Source organism: Plantibacter sp. MDV22-iso1 (assembly GCF_058408345.1).
In genome coordinates, this window is record NZ_JBZVDY010000002.1 from 260,801 (window position 1) to 281,325 (window position 20,525).

A 20,525-nucleotide genomic window follows, 5' to 3' on the forward strand; every position below is an offset into this window, starting at 1 on the left:
GGGATTCCCGGCCATGGGCCACCGATATCCGGCCACGACCGTGCGGTTCCGTCGACTGGACGGCTGAGTGCACTCCACAAGCAGACCTCATGAGGCTTTTGTACACAGGGCTTGCATATCACATACCTCATGCCTATTCTCGATATGCAAGGACGGCTGACGAACCCGTCCGCGGACGAGGAGAGCCCCCATGAAGCACCAACGAACCCTGTCGATCGCCGCTGCAGCCACCACGCTGGTCGTGCTCTCCGCGTGCACGGGCGACGCCGGGGGCGAGCGTGTCGGTCGCTGCGCGATCGCCGACGAATTCACCGCCGGCACGCCGGTCGACGCGACGCCGTCCGGCGAGATCACCTTCCAGACCACCGCGCTGAAGGCCTCGTTCTCCGAGTACTTCACCGAGCTCATCGAGGAGTTCGAAGCCGCCTACCCCGGCACGACCGTCACCTGGGAGGACGACCCTGGCGACGGCAGCTTCGCCACCCGGCTCGTCGCGGACGCGCAGGCGTGCTCGCTGGCGGACGTCGTGAACATGCCGCTCGCCACCGCCGGCGGGCTCCGCGAACAGGGCTTCCTCGCGGACCTCGACGCAGCGTCACCGGGTATCGGCGCCGACTTCATCCCGAGCCTCTGGGACAGCCTGGTCCTCCCCGGCGACGACCACCACTACGTACTCCCCTGGTACTGGGGCCTCATCGGCCTCCAGACGTACAACACCGAGCTCATGCAGCGCGCCGGGCTCGACCCGGAACAGCCGCCGACCACCTTCGAGGAACTCTTCGACGCGGCCGATCAGGTCGCCGAACGGTCGAACGGCGAGTTCAGTGCCTTCTCCGCGAGTCTCGGTCTGCGACTCCCGCTCGAGTGGCAGCTGCAGGAGGCCGAGGTCATCGCCGACGACGGTTCGGCGTTCGTCTTCGCCGACGATCCGGCCGTGCAGGAGTGGACCGAGCGCATGACGCGACTCGCGCTGGCCGGCGGCATCCCGAAGGACTCGATCGCCTCCGACGACGAGCCCACCGCCCTGTTCACCCAGGGCGCGACCGTCTGGGGGTCACCGAACGCCTCGTCGCTCCGGTACGTGCAGGAGGGCAACCCGGGCGTCTACGAGCACGTGGGCGTCTCCTCCCTCCTCGACCGCCGCGGGACGGCGATCGCCGAGGTGCAGACCATCGGTGTCCCGAGCACGAGCACCAACCCGGCCACCGCCATCGCGTTCGCGCGGTTCCTCCTCGCCGCCGAGCAGCAGAACCGCTTCATCAGCGACCCGCGCATCCAGAACTTCCCGAGCACCACCGAGTCGCTCGGCATCCCGAAGCTCACGGACATCACCGGCACCGCACCCATCGACGAGGCGAACCGTCTCGCCGTCGAGCTCGCCGACGAAGCGGAGATCGTCACCATCGTGCAGTGGAGCGAGGCGGTCGCGAACGCGGTCAACGCCGAGCTCCAACTGGCGCTCACCGGGAAGAAGGCGCCGCGTGAGGCGCTCCAGGCCGCCCAGGACGCGGCCAACCGGGTCATCGGAGCCGATGCTCGATGACGACAGCCATCCACCTCAACGGGGCGGCGCGCTACCGACCGCCCTGGGTGCCGCTGCTGTGGTGCGCACCCGCGCTGCTCATGATCTCCATCTGGAGCGTCGGGCCCTTCGTCGGGACCATCGCGCTCTCGTTCACCGACACGTCCCCGCTCGGCATGGGTGGAGCCTTCGTCGGCCTCGACAACTACCGCTCGATCCTGCAGGATCCCGCGTTCTGGTCCGCGACCGGCAACAGCGTGCTGTATGCGGTCATCGCCGTCCCGTTGCTGGTCGTCCTCCCGTTGCTGCTCGCACAGCTCGTCCACACCCGGCTCCCCGGGATGGGGTTCTTCCGCTCCGCCTACGCGGCTCCGATCGTGGCGTCCGTCGTCGCGGTCGGGCTGGTCTGGCAGAACCTCCTCGGTGAACAGGGGCCTGTGAACACGGTGCTCCAACGGGTCGGTCTCATCCAGCAGGCGGTGCCGTTCTTCTCCGAGGGATCACTCATCCTGCTCAGCGCGATCGCCCTCACGGTGTGGCGTGGGCTCGGGTGGTATCTGATCTTCTACCTTGCGGCGCTCTCCAACATCCCCCGTGATCTCTACGAGGCGGCGGAACTCGACGGCGCCGGCCCGACACGACGGTTCCTCACCATCACGGTGCCGGGCACCCGCCTCACGATGCTCCTCGTCGGGCTCCTCGCCGGCATCGGGTCGCTCCGCGTGTTCAGCGAGGTCTACCTGCTCGGCGGCGCCACCGGTGGCCCGGGAGGCGAAGCGCGGACACTCCCGTTCTTCATCCGCGACGCAGCGCTCGACCCGATCACCGGCAATGCGGGCTACGGTGCGGCCGCGAGCGTGGCACTCTTCACGCTCACCGCCGTGTTCGCCGTGCTGGCTCAGCGCTTCGGCGGGGAGCGGGACGCATGATCGCGCACATCGGGCAGCCGCCCGCGCGACCACTCCTGCGGCGTCGGCGTCGGCGCTGGTCGAGGACGACACCGGTGCGGTACGCGCTCCTACTCCTCGTGCTCGGCATCTCCGTCGGCCCGCTGCTGTGGCAGTTCCTGTCGTCGCTCAAGGGCTCCGGCGAAGCACTCTTCGGGCGCGACGCCACCCTGTTCCCCCAGTCGCCGACGCTCGACGCCTACGTCACGATCTTCCGGCAGATCCCCATGGACACCTACCTGACGAACAGCGCGATCGTCTGCGCCCTCACCATCGCCTCCCAGGTGGTGCTGCCGACCGCCGCCGGGTACATGCTCTCCCGACGCGGCTGGCGCGGGCGGCGGGTCACCTTCACCGTGCTGATCGTGTCGATGGTCGTGCCCTTCGAGTCGATCATGGTGTCGCTCTTCCTCATGACCCAGGAGCTCGGCCTGCTCGACACCCTCGTCGGCGCATGGCTCCCCGGTGCGGTCTCCGCGATGAACGTCCTCATCATGCGGGCCGCGTTCACGGCGGTGCCCGACGAGATCGAGGACGCCGCCTTCCTCGACGGAGCCTCGGAGTGGCAGCGGTTCACCGCCCTCTTCCTGCCGTCGTCCATCGGCGCGATGCTCGTCGTCGTCGTCAACTCCTTCATCACCGCATGGGACGACTTCCTCTGGCCGCTCCTCGTCCTGCGGAGCGAGTCGTCGTTCACCGTCTCGCTCGGACTCGCACGACTCTCGGCGTCGTCGTTCGGGTTCGACCCCAGGGTCGTGATGGCCGGATCCATCATCGCCGTCGTCCCGGTCCTCGTGGTGTTCATCGTGCTGCAACGATGGTTCCACCGAGGCGTCGCAGCAGGAGGAGTCAAGTGAGTCAACAGTCCCACCACCGCCAGCACCGTCCCGTCCCGACCGAGGGCCAGTTGCGCTGGCAACAGGACGGCTTCGGCGTGTTCTTCCACTTCGGCGTCAACACCTTCGCCGGCAAGGAGTGGAGCGACGGCACCCTGCCCGCCTCGAGCTTCGATCCAGGCGACCTCGATGTACGGCAGTGGGTGCGCGTGGCGGCCTCGATCGGCGCCCGATACGTCATCCTCACCGCGAAGCATCACGACGGGTTCTGTCTCTGGCCGACCGCGACGACCGACTACAGCGTCGCATCCTCTCCGTGGCGGGACGGCCACGGCGACATCGTGGCCGAGCTTGCAGCGGCCTGTCGCGAGGCGGGCCTCGGACTGGGGCTGTACCTCTCGCCGTGGGATCGCCACGCTCCCGAGTACGCCGACGAGGCGCGCTACGCCGAGGTGTACGCCCGGCAGCTCACCGAACTGTGCACGAATTACGGCGAGCTCGTCGAGCTGTGGTTCGACGGCGCCGGGTCCGAGGGGTACACCTACGACTGGCCCGGCATCACCGCCATCATCGAACGACTCCAGCCGCAGGCGATGGTGTTCAACATGGGCGCCCCGACGATCCGCTGGGTGGGTAACGAGAACGGTCTTGCCGAAGACCCGGTGCGGTACGTCGTCGACCACACCGACTTCAGCAACTACACGGTCGTCACCAGCCGGTTCGAGGAGGCCCTCTACCTGCCGCCCGAGTGCGACGTCTCGATCCGCCGCGGCTGGTTCTGGCACCCGGACGACGAGCCGAAGTCGGTCGAGCATCTGCTCGCGATCTTCTACCGGTCCGTCGGACTCGGAGCGAACCTGCTCCTCAATCTCCCACCAGACACTCGCGGGCTCCTCCCCGACGCCGATGTGGAACGCGTGACCGCCTGGGCCGCGGAGCGCGACCGACGCTTCGCACAGCCGATCCCGGGAACGCTGACCACCGACGGGTCGACGGTCACCGTCACGTTCGCGGGGCAGGTCACCATCGATCACCTCCGGCTGCACGAGGACCTCGCAGCCGGACAGCTCGTCGACCGCCACGAGGTCCGGACAGCGGACGGCCGCACGCTCGTCGGAGCCGGTTCCGTCGGCGTCTCGAGGGTGCACGTGTTCGAACCGGTCACCACCGACCGGCTGACGATCGAGCTCGTCCCCGACGTCACCGACGAGGCGGGCCACCCCGAGGAAGCGCCGAACCCGACGCTTCTGGCGGTCACCGCGTTCCACACTGGCACGAGCACCGTCCCCGAGCTGCCGGTCGGATACGAGGCCCCGACGGACGCCCCCGACTGAGCGGGCCGCGCCTGATCGGGCCACGCCTCGACGCGGAACTAGGCTGGTGAACGTGCAGGCACTCCCCGAACCACTCGACACGAGTGCGCTCACCCGGCCGCTTCCCCGTCGCGAGGTTCGAGAGCAATGGCGAGCCTTCGTCGCCGAACAGCCCGACGCCCTCGACCGCATCGGGCGGGCGCGCCGGATCACGACCACGATCGGCACGGTGGGCGGACTGCTGAGCATCCCGCTCTTCACGCTGATCGGCGTCCTGGCGCTCGCACAACACGGCGCGGATGCTGCACGACTCGCCTTCGGATTGGGAACGCTCGCGCTGGCCATGGTCACCGTCGCCGTGATCCTCGTCCGGACGACGGTCAGGGTCTGGTCACGCAGGACCATGCGACGCACGCACCTCCGTCTCGTCGCCTTCGCCGAGGCGAACGGATTCGACTACCTGGTCGGCCCCGTTGCGGCGCCGCGCGACATGCCCTGGCGGAACCGCGGTGCACTGAACCTTCACCGCGTCCTCCGAAGCCGCCAACCGCGCGGCATCGAGATCACGAATTACGAGATCACCGGAAACCGGAAGAACCTCGCGGCCCCCTTCGGCGGCTACTGCGCGCTCCGGATACCGATCGCCCTGCCACACCTGGTGCTCCGCGCGCAGGACGGCCGACGCCGCGGCATGAGCGCCGCGAGCGCCCCGGTGGGCACTCAGCGACTGGAGCTCGAGGGCGATTTCGACCGACACTTCCACCTCTACTGCCCGATCGGCTACGAGGCGGACGCGCTCTACCTGTTCACGCCCGACGTGATGGCGCGCCTCCTCGACCACGTGCGCGGCTTCGACGTCGAGATCGTCGACGACTGGCTCCTCCTCGTGACCACCGACGACCTCGTCACGACGAAGGTCGACGATTGGCAGGACATCGCCGCCGCTGTCGACGCCGTGGACGACCGTGTCGAGCGCTGGGCCCGGTGGCGCGAGACCCGGGGCGACCGACGGAGCACCGAGACGGTCGCACCGGCGCCCGACGCGATGGTCGGCCGCGTCAGCACTCGCGGCCGACGCCTCAAGCTCCGTATGAGTACCGACGACATCCTCATGTGGAGCGCGCTGGCGCTCTTCGCTGTCGGCGCCGTCGTCGGGCTCCTCCCCTAGCGCGTCCGGACGGGTACGGGTCAGTCGCCGTACTCCTCGAGGAAGGTGTCCGACTCGGCATCGAGCGCGCATCCCTCGGCGGCAGCCTCGGCCGGGGTGCGGTCGCCGGCGTCGATGATGGTGCCCGCCCGCTCCGCGATGCACCGTTCCATCGCCCGCTCGGCGGCCGCCGGGTCGGCGGCGGTGAACCCGCCCGTCGCTGCGACGATCGCGAGGACCGCTCCGACACCGGCGACGAGGACGGTCCCACCGATCGCGAGCTTCCACCCGAGCCTCGTCGGCTCGACCGTCCCCTCATCGCCCGGCTCCTGCTGCTCCGGCCGCGTGAACACATCCGTCATCGGTCGACCCCCGTCGTTCAGTGCGCCACCCCCGGCGCGTCGCCCCAGGCTAGCAAGCGCCGTCGTCGTACCGCACGATCGACGACAGCACGACGCGAGACGGCCTCCCGCTGGTGGGCAGGAGGCCGTCTCGGTCGGATCGTCCCGAGGCTAGAACCCCTGGGCCAGGCGGTAGTACGCGTTGTTCCAACGGACCTCGCGCTGGAAGTCGCGCGTGGTGGTCGACTCGTCGATCACGAGGAGCTCGGTCTTGGCGATCTCCGCGAAGTCGGCGAAGACCTCGACCCCGACGGCGGTCGACATGACGGTGTGGTGCGCGGCGCCGGCGGTCAGCCAGGCAGCGGCCGAGGTCGCGAAGTCCGGAGCCGGCTTCCACACGGCGCGCCCGACGGGCAGCTTCGGCAGGGCCTCGATGGGCTGGACGACCTCGACGACGTTCGCCGTCAGCCGGAAGCGGTCGCGCATGTCGCTCATCGCGACGACCACGGCGGGGCCGGAATCGGCCGTGAAGACCAGGCGCACCGGGTCCTCCTTGCCACCGATGCCGAGCGGGTGCACCTCGAGGGTGGCACGAGCCGAGGAGAGCGTCGGGCTGACCTCGAGCATGTGCGCCCCGAGGATGAGCTCGTTGCCGGGCTCCATGTGGTACGTGTAGTCCTCCATGAGCGAGGCGCCACCGGGGAGGCCGGCGCCCATGACGGACGCGGCACGCACGAGGACGGCCGTCTTCCAGTCGCCCTCCGCGCCGAAGCCGTAGCCGTCGGCCATGAGGCGCTGGACGGCGAGGCCCGGCAACTGACGCAGCTCGCCGAGGTCCTCGAAGCTCGTCGTGAACGCGGCGAAGTCGCCGGCCTCGAGGAAGGAGCGCAGGCCCAGCTCGATCGCGGCACCGTAGCGGAGCGACTCGTGCCGCTCGCCACCCTTCCGCAACTCGGGGACGACGTCGTACAGCTCCTCGTACTCGGCGACGAGCGCGTCGATGTCGGCGTCCGTCGACGCGTGCACGGCCTCGGCGAGCTCGTTGACGCTCCAGGTGTTGACCTGCACCCCGAAGCGCAGCTCGGCCTCGGTCTTGTCGCCCTCGGTGACGGCGACGTACCGCATGTTGTCGCCGAAGCGTGCGAGCTTGAGCTCGTGCGTGGCCGCCCAACCCGCCGCGGCGCGCTGCCAGGTGCCGACCTCACGCTGGACGCGCGGGTCGGAGACGTGGCCGACGACCGTCTTGCGGGCGACGCCGAGACGCGTCTGGATGTACCCGAACTCGCGGTCACCGTGTGCGGCCTGATTGAGGTTCATGAAGTCGAAGTCGATCTCCGACCACGGCAGCTCGACGTTCGCCTGCGTGTGGAGGTGCAGCAGCGGCTTCCGCAGCGCGTCGAGGCCGGCGATCCACATCTTGGCCGGACTGAAGGTGTGCATCCAGGTGACGAGACCGATGACGCTGTCGTCGGCGTTCGCGTCGAGCATCGCGCGACGGATCGACTCGGAGTCCTTGAGGACGGGCTTCCACTCGATCCGCACGGGGACGTCGGCGGCGGCGCCGAGCTCGGCGGCGATGGCCTGGGACTGCTCGGCGACCTGACGGAGGGTCTCCTCGCCGTACAGGTTCTGGCTGCCGGTGAGGAACCAGACGGTGTAGTGGTCGAGCGTGGTGGTGGGCTTCGGCATGGGTGGGTCTGCTTTCTGAGTGGGTGGGCCCTTCGACAAGCTCAGGGACCGGAGTTCGGTGCGGCGGTCCCTGCCCTTCGACAGGCTCAGGGACCGGGAACGGCGCGGGGACCGGAGGTCGTTCTGGTCAGAGCGCGCCCTGCGGCGCCTGGCCGTAGACGTTCTGGTATCGGTCGAACAGGGCGTCGATCGCCTCGGTCGGCATGGGCTTCGGCTCGCCGAGCTGACGCGAGATGTGCACGGTGCGGGCGACGTCCTCGACCATGACCGCGGCCTTCACGGCGTCGCGGGCGTCCTTCCCGATCGTGAACGGCCCGTGGTTCTGCATGAGTACGGCGCGCGACCGGTGACCGGTCAGCGTCTCGACGATGCCGCGTCCGATCGAGTCGTCGCCGATGATCGAGAACGGACCGATCGGGACCTCTCCGCCGAACTCGTCGGCCATCGCCGTGATGACGCACGGGATGGGCTCGGCGCGTGCCGCCCAGGCCACCGCGTAGGTGGAGTGGGTGTGGACGACGCCACCGACCTCGGGCATATGCCGGTAGACGTATGCGTGCGCCGCGGTGTCACTCGACGGCGACCGCTCGGCGCCGGGCGTGCCCGGGATGACGTTGCCGTCGAGGTCGCAGAGGATCATGTTCTCGGGTGCGAGGTCGTCGTAGTCGACGCCGGAGGGCTTGATCACGAAGAGGTCGGCTCCCGGCACGCGCCCGGAGACGTTGCCGCCGGTCCAGATGACGAGCCCGTACCGGACGAGCTCGCCGTGCAGCTTGGCGACGTCGGACCGGACGCGCGCGATCGCGACCTCGATCTCGGGCGAGTAGGTGTTCACGCGGTGGCTCCTTCGAGGGCGGTGGTCTCGGTGTCGGTCGGCAGGCCGTCGACGCCGCCACCGAGGGCGGCTCGGCGGATGCGCTTCAGGCGCTTCATGACGTCGTTGGCGCCACGACCGAAGTAGTCGTGCAGCGTCGCGTACTCCGCGTAGAGCAGGTCGTACGCGTCGGCCGCCGCCTCGTTCGGCGTGTAGACGGCGCGGTTCACCTTGCCCATGGCGGCGCTGGCCGCAGGGACGTCCGGGTAGGCCCCGGCGGCGACGGCGGCGTGGATGGCCGAGCCGAGCGCGGGCCCCTGGTCGCTCGCGGTGATCGAGATCGGCAGGCGGAGGATGTCGGAGTAGGTCTGCATGAGGAAGGGGTTCCGCTGCAGACCGCCGGCGACGATGAACTCGGTGACGGGGACGCCCGAGGCGTTGAACGTCTCGACGATCTTCCTGGTGCCGAAGGCCGTCGCCTCGAACAATGCGCGGTACACCTCCTCGGTGCGGGTGGTGAGCGTCAGGCCGAGGACGGTGCCGGAGAGTTCGTGGTCGACGAGGACCGAGCGGTTGCCGGAGTGCCAGTCGAGGGCGACGAGGCCGTGCGCGCCGACCGGCTGGTCCTGGATGAGGGAGGTGAGGTGTTCGTGGATGCTGACGCCGCGCGCCGCAGCCTCCTCGGTGTATCGGGCGGGGACCTGGTTCGCGACGTACCAGGCGAAGATGTCGCCGACGCCGGACTGCCCGGCCTCGTAGCCGTAGAGGCCGGCGATGATGCCGCCGTCGACGACGCCGCACATGCCCGGGACCTCGCGGAGGACGTCGCCGTTCATGACGTGGCAGGTGGAGGTGCCCATGATCGCGACCATCTGGCCGGGCGAGACGGCCTGCGCCGCGGGTGCCGCGACGTGCGCGTCGACGTTCCCGACCGCGACCGCGATGCCCTCGCGGAGACCGGTCCACCCAGCGGCCTCGGCCGACAGGGTGCCGGCGGCGGCGCCCAGCTCACCGATCTCGTGCGCGACCTTGTCGTCGGCGAAGCGCTCGAAGGCGGGGTTGAGGGCCGCGAGGAACTCGTGGCTCGGGTAGGCGCCGTCCTGGTAGATGCCCTTGTAGCCGGCGGTGCAGGCGTTGCGGACGTAGGTGCCGGTGAGCTGCCAGATGATCCAGTCGGCCGCCTCGACCCAGTGGTCCATGCGCTCGTAGAGTTCGGGGTCCTCCTCGAGGAGCTGGAGGCCCTTGGCGAACTCCCACTCGCTCGAGATGAGCCCGCCGTATCGCGGCAGCCAGGACTCGCCCCGCTCGGCGGCGAGCTCGTTGATGCGGTCCGCCTGCGGCTGCGCGGAGTGGTGCTTCCACAGCTTCACGTAGGCGTGCGGGCGGTCGGCGTACTCGGGCAGCTCGTTGAGCGGCGTCCCGTCGGCGATGACGGGGACCATCGTGCAGGCGGTGAAGTCGGTGCCGATGCCGATGACGGCGGCGGGGTCGATCCCGGCGGCCTCGACGGCGCGCGGCACGGCGGACTGCATGACGGCGACGTAGTCGGCCGGCACCTGCAGCGCCCAGTCGGGCGGCAGCGCGGCGCCGGTGGAGGCGAGCTCCCGATCCATGACGGCGTGCGGGTAGTCGAGCACCGCCGACCCGAGTTCGGCGCCGTCGGACACTCGCACGACGACGGCTCGGCCGGACAGCGTGCCGAAGTCGACGCCGATCGTGTAGGTCTCGGCGTGGGTGGCGGTCGCCTGCTCGGGGGCGCTGGCGGCCGGGTTCTGCTCGGTGTTCACCGGTGGGACTCCTTCGTCGATCTGGTGCTCGGTTGATTCGCGATGCTGTGGTGAAGCGCGTGTGGGCGACTGCTCGTTCGGGTGGATCAGGGCTGGGCCGCACTCCAGTGTACAACGTTGTATATTGCCGTGGCCACGGACGGGACGAGGCGATCTCGACTCCTGCGATCTCGACTCATGCGAGACCGCCCATCGTCTCGATGACGGCGCGTGCGTCGAGACGCTCGTCATCCGCGACGCCGACCGCGCCCACGGTCCCCACGATCCGGCCCGCGCGGACGGCGACGACCCGGTCGCAGACGGCCGCGAGCGCCGCCGGGTCCTCGCTCGAGACGACGACCGCCCGGCCGGACGCCGCGAGCGATCGGATCAGCGCGCACCGCTCAGCCCGCCGACGTCCGCCCTCGGAGCCGGGGGCGCCCGTCGCACCGAACGGTTCGGCGAGCAGCACGGCGCGGGCCCCCGTGTCCGCGATGATCCGGAGCGACTCGGTGAACTGGTCGGCGTCCGGCCCGCGGTGCACGCCGGGGAAGGCGGCGACCAGGCCGCTCGGCACGGTGGTCGCCCGGTAGTCGCGGCGCGCGTCGGCCACACCGAGCCTGACCATCCTCGTGAGGGCGTCCGGGGAGACGCTCGACGGCACTCCACCGAGGAAGGAGAGGTCGAAGCGGATCGGATGCTCGGTCGTGTAGAGCACCCCCGCGGCGCGCGCCAGGTCCGTCGTCGAGACGTCGACCGCCGCACCGTCGAGCGCCACCGAACCACGGGTCCGCGCACCGTACGACCGACCGAAGACGCTCAGCAGCACTTCCCCGGCACCGGAGTCGGGCGGACCGAACAGCCCGAGCACCTCCCCCGGTGTACAGGCGAAGGACAGGTCGTCGACGACGGTCCGCTCGGGGTCCGCGGGGTGGCTCGCGGTCCAGTGTTCGACGGCGAGGCCGGTGCCCGACACCCGATCCGTGGGAACCGTCGCGGTGCCCGATGTCCACGAGCGGGCCCCGGCCGGACCTGCGGCGTCGAGGGCGAGCGCACCATCGGCCATGGCTTCGAGCACCTCGCGTTCACCGCTGTCGGGAGTCAGTCGGATCGAGGGCGAGTGGGCACCGCCGACGGCCAGCACGGTCGCGGTCGATGCGACGCCCGCCAGCCCGGTGACGGCCCCGGTCGCGAGCAGGACGCCGGGTGCTGGGCCGGCGGCTCGAGGAACTCGGGCCACCTCGACCGTCGCCTGCCGCCAGCGCTCGACCTCGTCCGCTCGAAGCGCGGGTCCGCTGTCGTCGATCACGATGAGCGAGGCCTCCGCGGCGACCGCCCTGGCCAGCTCCACGAGCCGACGCTCCACGACCGACAGGGCACCGGCGGGGTCCGCGGGTGACCGGTCGAGCCCGACGACACGCAGAGCGCGGTGGATCCGCGCGGCATCGCTCTGCCCCACGGACGTCCGGTCGGCGGACGGTCCTCGGAGGAGCCGCATGACCGTCTCCCGCAGGCCCGCGGCACGCTCGGAACCGAGCAGCACGTTCTCGCCGATGGTCTGCGACCAGCTGATGGCCTGCCCGGCCGTCACGACGGCCACCCCGGAGGCGCTCGATGCGGCCCGGGACGACAACCTCGCCGGTCGACCGGCGACGAGCACCGTCTCGGAACCGGACGACCTGGTCACGCCGCGCGGGACGGGAGCCGTCCCGGACAACCGCGCGATCAGGCGCCGGAGCGCGGAGACCGGGCCGAGCACGGCGTGCACCGTGCCGAAGGGCACCTCCAGCAGCGGCGTGCCGTCCCGCAGGACGGCGAGCGCCGGCATGGCCCACGAGGACTCGGGCGGGGCGGTCGCCTCGCCACCACGCACGGAGGCGAGAGCACCGGCCAGGTCGCCGGTGCTCTCGCCTCCGTGGTGGATGTCCATGCGTCGGATCGATCCGGGTTCCGCGGTCGCGGACCTCGGGATCAGCGTCCGCCGCTGCGGCGCTTGTTGTAGACGTCGAACGCGACGGCCAGCAGCAGCACGAGACCCTTGACGGCCTGCTGCCACTCGATGCCGAGGCCGATGATCGACATACCGTTGTTCAGCACACCGATGATGAGACCACCGATGATCGCGCCGCCGATGGTACCGACACCACCCTGCACCGCGGCTCCACCGATGAAGGCGGCGGAGATCGCCTCGAGCTCGAAGCCGTCACCGGCCTTCGGACCGGCGAGGTTCAGGCGGGCCGTGAAGATGAGGCCCGCGAGCGCCGCGAGGAAGCCCATGTTGACGAACAGGAAGAAGTCGACCTTGCGGGTCTTGATGCCGGACAGCTCCGCGGCGTGACGGTTGCCACCGATCGCGTAGATGTGGCGGCCGAAGACCGAGCGGTTCATGACGATGCCGTAGACGAGCACGAGGACGGCCAGCACGATGAGCGTGACCGGGATGCCCTTGTACGCGGCGAGGGCGTACACGAAGAAGCCGATGCCCGCGGTGATGAGGACGAGCTTGGCGACGAACCACGGGAACGGCTCGGTCTCCTGGCCGTACTTCTGACGGCCGAGGCGCGTGCGGACCTGCTGCACGACGAGGCCGACGACGGCGATGACGCCGATCCCGAGCGTGAGCGGGTCGATCGGGAAGTCACCGAACACGTCGTTCAGGAAGCCGTTGCCGAGCGCGCGGTACTCCGCCGGGAAGGAACCGATGTTGGCGTTGCCGAGGACCACGAGCGCGAGGCCGCGGAAGATGAGCATGCCGGCCAGCGTCACGATGAACGCCGGGATCCCGACGTAGGCGATCCAGAATCCCTGCCAGACACCGACGAGCGCGCCGATGGCGAGCGACAGGATGACGGCGATCCACCACGGCATCTGCATCTGCACCGCGAACACCCCGGAGACCGCACCGACGAAGGCCGCGACGGAACCGACCGACAGGTCGATGTGGCCGGCGATGATGACCATCACCATGCCGATCGCGAGGACGAGGATGTACCCGTTCTGCACGATCAGGTTGGAGATGTTCTGCGGCCGCAGCAGGATGCCGTCGGTGATGACGGCGAAGAACACGACGACGAGCAGGAGGGCGATGAAGATGCCGTTCTTGCCGAGGTCGCTGAGGATGTGGGTCAGCCAGCTCGTGAAGCGGTTGGTGGCCGGGTTGACGAGGCCGCCGGCGGCGGTACCGTCGCCTGCCGGGACGGTGGGTTTGGTGTCCAGATCGGACATTGCGGTTCTCCTTCGATCCGTCCGCGCCCGCGTCAGCGGGGCTTCTCCATGGTCATGAGCTTGAGGAGCGCTTCGGGGTTCGCTTCCTCGATCGGCAGTTCGCCGGTGATGCGGCCCTCGCTGAGGGCGTAGATGCGGTCGCAGATGCCGATGAGCTCGGGGAGCTCGGAGGAGATGACGATGACGCCCTTCCCCTCGGCGGCGAGGCGGTTGATGATCGTGTAGATCTCGTACTTCGCGCCGACGTCGATCCCACGGGTGGGCTCATCGAGGATGAGGACGTCGGGGTCGGAGTAGATCCACTTCGAGAGGACGACCTTCTGCTGGTTGCCGCCCGAGAGCTTCCCGGTCTTCGCGAGCACGTTCGGAGCCTTGATGTTCATGCTCTTCCGGTACTCCTCGGCGACCTTGTACTCCTCGTTGTCGTTGACGAGTCCGCCGCGTTCGAGCTTCTTCAGCGAGGCCATCGAGATGTTCCGCTTGATGTCCTCGATGAGGTTGAGGCCGTAGTACTTGCGGTCCTCGGTGGCGTAGGCGAGGCCGTTGTCGATCGCCTCGGACACCGTGCGGGTGCGGATCTCGGTGCCGTTCTTGAACACCTTGCCGCTGATCCGACTGCCGTAGGACTGACCGAACAGGCTCATCGCGAACTCGGTGCGGCCGGCGCCCATGAGGCCGGCGATGCCGACGATCTCACCGGCGCGGACGTTGAGGTTGACGGCGTCCACCATCACGCGGGTCGGGTCCTGCGGGTGGTGGGCGGTCCAGTCCTCGACGCGCAGGATCTCCTCGCCGATGTTCGGCGTGTGGTCCGGGTAGCGGTGCTCGAGGTCGCGGCCGACCATGTCCTTGATGATGCGCTCTTCGGTGACGTCGTTCTTCACGATCGTCTCGATGGTCTTGCCGTCGCGGATGACGGTGACGGTGTCGGCGACCTTCTTGATCTCGTTGAGCTTGTGGCTGATGATGATCGACGTGATGCCCTGCTCCTTGAGGTGCAGGATCAGGTCGAGCAGGTGGTCGGAGTCCTCGTCGTTCAGCGCTGCGGTCGGCTCGTCGAGGATGAGGAGCTTCACGCGCTTCGAGAGGGCCTTGGCGATCTCGACGAGCTGCTGCTTGCCGACGCCGATCTCGAGGATCTTGGTCGTCGGGTTCTCCCGCAGTCCGACCCGGGCGAGCAGTGCTGCCGCCTCCTGGTTGGTGCGGTTCCAGTCGATGAGGCCGAGCGGCCCCTTCAGCTCGTTGTTGAGGAAGATGTTCTCCGCGATGGAGAGGTAGGGGCTGAGGGCCAGCTCCTGGTGGATGATGACGATGCCCTTGGACTCCGAGTCGCGGATGTCCTTGAACTCCATCGTCTCGCCCTCGAAGACGATGTCGCCCTCGTAGGTGCCGAACGGGTAGACGCCGGACAACACCTTCATGAGCGTCGACTTGCCGGCGCCGTTCTCACCGCAGATGGCGTGCACGGTACCGCGCTGCACATCGAGCGTGACGTTCGAGAGGGCCTTGACGCCGGGGAAGGTCTTGATGATGTTGCGCATCTCGAGGATGCTCGTGGTCTCGCCTGACACCGTGTCTCCTTACAGGTGATCGTCGTTGAACCGGGCCCTCCGACAGGCTCAGGGATCGGAAGTGATTCCGTTCCCTGAGCCTGTCGAAAGGGGTGTTGCAGGACTGACTAGCCCTTGATCTCGTCTTCGGTCCAGTACCCGGAGTCCACGAGGACCTCCTGGATGTTGTCCTTGACGACGATCTGCGACTCGAGGAGGAAGGACGGGACGACCTTCTTGCCGTTGTCGTAGTCCTCGGTGTTGTTGACCTCGGGCTTCTCACCGTTCAGCACGGCGACGGCCATCTTGACGGCTTCGCTCGCCAGCTGGCGGGTGTCCTTGAAGATGGTCGCGTACTGCTCGCCGGACTCGATGGCCTTGACCGAGTCGAGCTCGGCGTCCTGGCCGGAGATGACGGGCCAGCCGTCGCCCACCGAGTAGCCGGCGTCGGTCAGCGCCGAGATGATGCCTCGCGAGATGCCGTCGTAGGGCGACAGGACCGCGTTGACCTTGCTGCCGTCGGAGTAGGTCGACGTGAGGATGTTCTCCATGCGCTTCTGCGCGGTCTCACCGTCCCAACGGAGCGTTGCAGCCTGCTCGAAGGAGGTCTGGCCGCTGGCGACCTTGAGGGTGCCCGCGTCGATGAACGGCTTCAGGGTGTCCTGAGCGCCGTCCCAGAAGAACGTGGCGTTGTTGTCGTCGGGCGAGCCGGCGAACATCTCGATGTTGAACGGACCGGCGGGTGCGCCCTCGGTGGGCTTGCCCTCGAGGTCGACGAGGCCGAGGCCGTTGAGGACCGAGTTGGCCTGCTGCACGCCGACCTTGTAGTTGTCGAACGACGCGTAGTAGTCGACGTTCTCGCTGTCGCGGATCAGGCGGTCGTAGGCGATGACGGGGATGTCGCCGTCCTTGGCCTCCTGCAGCACGCTCGTGAGCGTGGTGCCGTCGATCGAGGCGATGATCAGGACGGAGGCGCCCTTGGTGATCATGTTCTCGATCTGCGAGACCTGGGTCGGGATGTCGTCCTCGGCGTACTGCAGGTCGACCTTGAAGCCCTCCTTCTCCAGCTGCTCCTTGACGGCGTTGCCGTCCTGGATCCAGCGCTCGGAGCTCTTGGTGGGCATCGCGACGCCGACGAGCTTGCCGTCGCCTTCGCCGCCGCCCGATCCGCCGCTTGCGCCGCCGGAGCAGCCGGCGAGCGACACGATCATCGTGCCTGCGGCCAGCGTGGCGAGGAGCATTCTCTTCTTCACTGTGTGGTTCCTTCCCTAGGGAGTTGCTTGGACGTCATTGTCATGCGCAGGTCTGTCGGCTCCGATGTGTCCAGCTCATCGAGGCCGCTCGTCGGTTACGTGGCGTTCGCGGGTGCGGGTGCGGGCGCCTCGTCGTGGTGCCGGCGAGGGTGCAGGGAGAGGTGGCCGGCGGAGAGCCGGGCCGAGAGGGAGCTGTGGTCGGATCGATCGGTGCCGTGGATCGGGAGGCGGCTCATCGCCGACCTGCTCGCTCCATTGCGCTTCGTTCCCACGTCGACTTCCTCGTCACTCCGAATGTGACCGTTCACATTGTGTGTCACACGATAGCCCCAGACCTCCACCTGATGTCAAGTCGGGATGGGTCTCATTTTCATAACCAGCGATTGCCGGGGCATGGTCGCGCTCTCAGCGTGCCCGTGCAAGCACGTGCCGGGGGCGCAGCTACGCCCCGATCGGCATCGCCGGAAACCGGGGATGTGCCCGGCAGATCCCAGTGGACGCCTAGAGTTCGGCGTCGATCGCGCGGATGACGTCCCAGGCGCCGTCCTCGGAGTTCGACAGCACGACGACGTCGATGGCGTCGGCGGCGGTCGGGCCGAAGTAGGTGCGCACGATGCCGCTCGCACCGGGGTTGACACCGTCGAGGTACATCGATCGCACCTGGCCGTCCTCGTCGACGTCGAACTCGAAACCGAAGCCGTAGGAGATCTCCTCGTCGACCTCGACCTGCGGGGAGGTGAACTCCTCGGTCAGCTCGGCGGTGAGGATCTTCGCGTCGCGGGCGGCGCGGAGGAAGGTGATGAGGTCGGCCGCGGTGGACTGCGCACCGGCGTCCGGGCCGCCGAGCGGCGGGAACGCGTCGGCGTTCGAGTGCCAGACGCCGTCGTCGTCGACGTCGCCGCCCTCGGCCAGACCGGGCTCGCCCGTCCGGCGGTCCACGAAGCCCGAGTGGTCCATGCCGAGGAGCGCGAACACCTGCTGCTCGACGAGCTGGCGGTAGGGCAGCCCCGTCACCCCCTCGAGCGCGAGCCCGAGCAGCACGTAGCCCGCGTTGACGTAGTTCGCCTCCTCGCCGGGGGCCGCGAGCGGCTCCTTGTCGGCGAAGAGCGGCAGGAGGTCGGCGGTCTCGCGGATCGACGAGGCCGGGCGCTCCGCCCAGAGATCGTCGTAGCTCTCGCCGGCGGTCTCGTCGGCGTCGTCGGCGATGCCCGAGGTGTGGGTGAGCAGGTGGAGCAGCTGGACGTCGCGGCGGATGGTCGTGCCGTCGAGGTCGACGTACTCGTGGATCGACTCGTCGAGGTCGATGTGTCCGGCGTCCACCTGCTGGAGCACGGCGGCGGCGGTGAAGAGCTTCGTGATGGAGGCCGTGTCGAAGCGGGTGTCGAGCGTGATGGGTTCGTCGCGCTCCCTCGAGGCGAGGCCTCGGGCGGCCTCGAAGAGCGTCTCGTCACCGCGCTTGACGAGCACGACGCCCGAGAAGTCGGTGGCTTCGATGACGCGGGCGACGCTTTCGGTATCCATCCCCCAACGGTACCGTCGCGGACCCCTCCGTGGCTCCACGCACCCTGGGGGACCCGATCCGTCGGGGGCCTGAGGCGTGTGCATAATGGGTGCAGCACGAAATGTGACCGTGCACATCGAGGTCCGAGGAATCCGTGAGCGACGACGCCGAACGGGGGCGAGCCCCCAATATCCGTGATGTCGCGCGCCTGGCCGGGGTCTCCCACCAGACGGTCTCGCGAGTGCTCAACAACCACCCGAGCATCCGCGACTCCACCCGCGACCGGGTCCTCGCCGTCATGGACGAGGTCAACTACCGTCCGAACCGGGCGGCCAGGGCGCTCGTCACGAGTCGGTCGCGGACGATCGGCGTGCTCGCGAGCCAGCGGTCGCAGTACGGTCCGGCGAGCATGATCCAGGCGATCGAGAACGCGAGCAAGGACGCCGGGTACCTCGTCAGCACGGCGAACCTGCCCGACGTCTCCGACGCGTCGATCGTCGCCGCCGTCGAGCATCTGCTCGCGCAGTCGGTCGACGGCATCGTGGTCATCGCCCCGCAGGTCCGGGTGTTCCGGGCGATCGAGGAGTTGCAGGTACGGGTGCCGTTCATCGCGGTGCAGTCCGGCGGTGACCTCGACGACCACTCGATCGGTGTCGACCAGGTCGCCGGTGGACGCTTGGCGACGCGGCACCTCATCGAGCTCGGGCATCGGAACATCTACCATCTCGCCGGCCCGCAGGACTGGATCGAGGCGGAGGCGCGCATGCACGGCTTCCTCGCCGAGATGAGCGCGCAGGACGTGCCGACGACCGCGCCGATCCTCGGTGACTGGACCGCCGACTTCGGCTATCGCGCCGGGATCGAACTCATGCGGGTGCGCGACTTCACCGCGATCTTCTCGTCGAACGACCAGATGGCGCTCGGCCTCATCCACGCGATCCGCGACGAGGGGTACGACGTGCCGCGCGACGTGTCGATCGTGGGGTTCGACGACATCCCGGAAGCGCCCCACTTCTGGCCGCCGCTCACGACGGTGCGACAGGACTTCGACGAGCTGGGGCGTCGCTGTGTCGCGCGGTTGCTCGGCAACCTCGAGGTCGACGCCGTCGGCTACCGCGGCACGATCGAGCCGGAGCTCATCGTGCGGAAGTCGACGGGTCGCCCGGCCTTCTGACCCCTTCGTGGTCGCGTCTGGTGTGGTGGTGGTGGTGGTGCCAGCGCGGTGCGCTGACGTGAGCGCGGGTCACACGCGTGAGCGCGCCCCTCTGGAGACCCGCGCTCAGGTCCACGCCCCGCTCCCACGCCGATTCGCGCGATCTCGCGTCAGCGCACCGCGCTGACACCGGGTGAGCACATCTCACGTCGGCGCACCGCGCTGACCATCAGGCCGACAGCACCCAGGGCGAGGATCACCAGGCGGCGGGGTCCGCGATGAGGCGATCGAACGCGAGTTCCGCGGCACCGATGAGCAGGAGGTCCTGGCCGAGTTCCGCACGAACGATCGAGACGTCCTCGAACGGCGGGACGAGCGCCCGCTCACGGACCGCGTCGTGCAACTCCTCCGAGGCCAGCTCGAGCACGATCCCGAGATGACCACCGAGGACGACGAGTTCGGGGTCGAGGATGTTCACCGTCCCGGCGAGCGCCCGTCCGAGCGTCCTGGCCTGCCGGACGACCTCCTCCCGCATCGCCCCGGCCGGATCGGCCGCGATGCCCTCGGCGAGCGCCGCTTCGAGGACCGCGTCGTCCCCGGCGGCGAGACCGGCGACACGGAGGAGCTCGCTGCGTCGCACAGCGTCTTCGAGCGCATTGCCGGCGGTCGTCGCCGAGGTGTGGCCGAACTCCCCCGCGTAGCCGCGTGCACCACCGACGGGTCGGCCGCCGGCGATGATGCCACCACCGATACCGCTCGCGCCACCGTTCAGGTAGACGAGGTCGTCGATACCGCGGCCCGCCCCGAAGGTCCGCTCCGCCCGGGCGCCGAGACTCGCGTCGTTGGCCGCGAACACCGCACGACCGGTCGCGGCACGCAACCGTTCGACCAAGGGCTCGTCGACCCACCCGAGGTGCGGTGCGAGCCGGACGACCCCGTCGGCGTCCCGGACGAGACCGGGGACCGCCAGCCCGATCCCACCGCCGCCGCGAGCTTCTTCGGGCAGGCGGTCGGCGAGTTCCGCGACCAGTTGCGCGATGATCGCCGTCGCCTCGGCCGCCGTCGGTGTCGTGTCGACCTCGCGACGCACGCGCTCGAGGACCTCGCCGCCGAGTCGCACGGCCGCCACCGTGATCGCGTCGAGTTCCGGGTTCGCTGCGAAGGCGACGGCTCGCGGGCCGGCTGAGACGAGTGGCGACGGCCGGCCGACACCCTGCCCACCGACCGGGACGGACTCCGTGACGATACCGATCGAGGCGAGTTCCGTGACGAGCGCGGCGACCGTGGACCGGTTGAGCCCGGTCGTCCTCGTGAGCGCCGACCGCGACTGCACGCCGCCCTGATGCACGAGCTCGACGATCCGGCCGAGGTTGCGACGGCGCACCGAGTCGAGTCCGCTCCCCATGCCGGATCCGCCCGCTGGACCCGCCCCGACCGCTGTCGACTCGCTCACACGCACACCCTCTGC

17 protein-coding genes are annotated in these 20,525 nt (G+C 69.2%); 6 read left to right on the forward strand and 11 right to left on the reverse strand.

Annotation, left to right across the window (positions count from 1 at the left end):
* Positions 1-190: 190 nt before the first annotated feature.
* Genes AC4PMY_RS11840 through AC4PMY_RS11860 form a run of 5 tightly spaced genes read left to right on the forward strand, consistent with a single transcriptional unit; the run spans position 191 to position 5,786 of the window.
* Entirely contained in the window at positions 191-1,543 is a 1,353-nt protein-coding gene (locus tag AC4PMY_RS11840; protein ID WP_491622815.1) for an extracellular solute-binding protein, read from the forward strand.
* Positions 1,540-2,451, forward strand: a complete 912-nt coding sequence (locus AC4PMY_RS11845; protein ID WP_491622816.1) for a carbohydrate ABC transporter permease — start codon at positions 1,540-1,542, stop codon at positions 2,449-2,451. The genes AC4PMY_RS11840 and AC4PMY_RS11845 overlap by 4 nt, the downstream gene beginning before the upstream one ends.
* A complete protein-coding gene (locus AC4PMY_RS11850) occupies positions 2,448-3,326 on the forward strand; it encodes a carbohydrate ABC transporter permease (RefSeq protein WP_491622817.1) in 879 nt (292 codons plus the stop codon). The genes AC4PMY_RS11845 and AC4PMY_RS11850 overlap by 4 nt, the downstream gene beginning before the upstream one ends.
* Positions 3,323-4,639, forward strand: a complete 1,317-nt coding sequence (locus AC4PMY_RS11855) for an alpha-L-fucosidase (RefSeq protein WP_491622818.1) — start codon at positions 3,323-3,325, stop codon at positions 4,637-4,639. The genes AC4PMY_RS11850 and AC4PMY_RS11855 overlap by 4 nt, the downstream gene beginning before the upstream one ends.
* A gap of 52 nt (positions 4,640-4,691) precedes the next feature.
* Positions 4,692-5,786 carry a hypothetical protein gene (locus AC4PMY_RS11860; RefSeq protein WP_121293797.1) on the forward strand — a complete coding sequence of 365 codons (1,095 nt, stop codon included), beginning with the start codon at positions 4,692-4,694 and terminating at the stop codon, positions 5,784-5,786.
* A 20-nt stretch (positions 5,787-5,806) separates the two neighbouring features.
* Here AC4PMY_RS11860 and AC4PMY_RS11865 read toward each other — a convergent pair whose 3' ends face one another.
* The 10 genes from AC4PMY_RS11865 to AC4PMY_RS11910 all read right to left on the reverse strand — a co-directional run bounded on the left by AC4PMY_RS11865 (position 5,807) and on the right by AC4PMY_RS11910 (position 17,924).
* Positions 5,807-6,127: a hypothetical protein gene (locus AC4PMY_RS11865; RefSeq protein WP_491622819.1), complete on the reverse strand. Its 321-nt coding sequence runs from the start codon at positions 6,125-6,127 to the stop codon at positions 5,807-5,809.
* A 150-nt stretch (positions 6,128-6,277) separates the two neighbouring features.
* Positions 6,278-7,795: an L-arabinose isomerase gene (araA, locus tag AC4PMY_RS11870; protein WP_491622820.1), complete on the reverse strand. Its 1,518-nt coding sequence runs from the start codon at positions 7,793-7,795 to the stop codon at positions 6,278-6,280.
* Between the two features lie 127 nt (positions 7,796-7,922).
* Positions 7,923-8,630, reverse strand: a complete 708-nt coding sequence (locus tag AC4PMY_RS11875) for an L-ribulose-5-phosphate 4-epimerase (RefSeq protein WP_071258853.1) — start codon at positions 8,628-8,630, stop codon at positions 7,923-7,925.
* Positions 8,627-10,324, reverse strand: a complete 1,698-nt coding sequence (gene araB, locus AC4PMY_RS11880; RefSeq protein WP_436278724.1) for a ribulokinase — start codon at positions 10,322-10,324, stop codon at positions 8,627-8,629. Before araB ends, AC4PMY_RS11875 begins: the two co-directional genes overlap by 4 nt.
* Before the next feature lie 247 nt (positions 10,325-10,571).
* Positions 10,572-12,305 carry a hypothetical protein gene (locus tag AC4PMY_RS11885; protein WP_491622821.1) on the reverse strand — a complete coding sequence of 578 codons (1,734 nt, stop codon included), beginning with the start codon at positions 12,303-12,305 and terminating at the stop codon, positions 10,572-10,574.
* Between the two features lie 41 nt (positions 12,306-12,346).
* Positions 12,347-13,600, reverse strand: a complete 1,254-nt coding sequence (mmsB, locus tag AC4PMY_RS11890; RefSeq protein ID WP_491622822.1) for a multiple monosaccharide ABC transporter permease — start codon at positions 13,598-13,600, stop codon at positions 12,347-12,349.
* Positions 13,601-13,632: 32 nt separating this feature from the next.
* Positions 13,633-15,141 (reverse strand): multiple monosaccharide ABC transporter ATP-binding protein, encoded by a 1,509-nt coding sequence (gene mmsA, locus AC4PMY_RS11895; RefSeq protein ID WP_064295024.1) that lies wholly within the window; start codon positions 15,139-15,141, stop codon positions 13,633-13,635.
* Positions 15,142-15,278: 137 nt separating this feature from the next.
* A complete protein-coding gene (chvE, locus tag AC4PMY_RS11900) occupies positions 15,279-16,391 on the reverse strand; it encodes a multiple monosaccharide ABC transporter substrate-binding protein (RefSeq protein ID WP_064294996.1) in 1,113 nt (370 codons plus the stop codon).
* A 107-nt stretch (positions 16,392-16,498) separates the two neighbouring features.
* A complete protein-coding gene (locus AC4PMY_RS11905) occupies positions 16,499-16,639 on the reverse strand; it encodes a hypothetical protein (RefSeq protein WP_153303513.1) in 141 nt (46 codons plus the stop codon).
* A gap of 265 nt (positions 16,640-16,904) precedes the next feature.
* Entirely contained in the window at positions 16,905-17,924 is a 1,020-nt protein-coding gene (locus AC4PMY_RS11910; protein WP_121293787.1) for a serine hydrolase domain-containing protein, read from the reverse strand.
* A 134-nt stretch (positions 17,925-18,058) separates the two neighbouring features.
* On the opposite strand from AC4PMY_RS11910, the gene AC4PMY_RS11915 reads away from it, so the two are divergent.
* Positions 18,059-19,078 (forward strand): LacI family DNA-binding transcriptional regulator, encoded by a 1,020-nt coding sequence (locus AC4PMY_RS11915; protein WP_064294998.1) that lies wholly within the window; start codon positions 18,059-18,061, stop codon positions 19,076-19,078.
* Between the two features lie 235 nt (positions 19,079-19,313).
* Here AC4PMY_RS11915 and AC4PMY_RS11920 read toward each other — a convergent pair whose 3' ends face one another.
* Positions 19,314-20,510: an ROK family protein gene (locus AC4PMY_RS11920; protein ID WP_231884320.1), complete on the reverse strand. Its 1,197-nt coding sequence runs from the start codon at positions 20,508-20,510 to the stop codon at positions 19,314-19,316.
* Positions 20,511-20,525 lie beyond the last annotated feature (15 nt).

Coding starts and splice junctions, on each gene's coding strand:
- AC4PMY_RS11845 (WP_491622816.1), top strand. CDS start 1,540: ATGACGACAGCCATCCACCTCAACGGGGCGGCGCGCTACCGACCGCCC.
- AC4PMY_RS11850 (WP_491622817.1), top strand. CDS start 2,448: ATGATCGCGCACATCGGGCAGCCGCCCGCGCGACCACTCCTGCGGCGT.
- mmsA (WP_064295024.1), bottom strand. CDS start 15,141: ATGCGCAACATCATCAAGACCTTCCCCGGCGTCAAGGCCCTCTCGAAC.
- AC4PMY_RS11840 (WP_491622815.1), top strand. CDS start 191: ATGAAGCACCAACGAACCCTGTCGATCGCCGCTGCAGCCACCACGCTG.
- AC4PMY_RS11865 (WP_491622819.1), bottom strand. CDS start 6,127: ATGACGGATGTGTTCACGCGGCCGGAGCAGCAGGAGCCGGGCGATGAG.
- mmsB (WP_491622822.1), bottom strand. CDS start 13,600: ATGTCCGATCTGGACACCAAACCCACCGTCCCGGCAGGCGACGGTACC.
- AC4PMY_RS11910 (WP_121293787.1), bottom strand. CDS start 17,924: ATGGATACCGAAAGCGTCGCCCGCGTCATCGAAGCCACCGACTTCTCG.
- AC4PMY_RS11885 (WP_491622821.1), bottom strand. CDS start 12,305: ATGGACATCCACCACGGAGGCGAGAGCACCGGCGACCTGGCCGGTGCT.
- araA (WP_491622820.1), bottom strand. CDS start 7,795: ATGCCGAAGCCCACCACCACGCTCGACCACTACACCGTCTGGTTCCTC.
- AC4PMY_RS11905 (WP_153303513.1), bottom strand. CDS start 16,639: ATGAGCCGCCTCCCGATCCACGGCACCGATCGATCCGACCACAGCTCC.
- chvE (WP_064294996.1), bottom strand. CDS start 16,391: ATGCTCCTCGCCACGCTGGCCGCAGGCACGATGATCGTGTCGCTCGCC.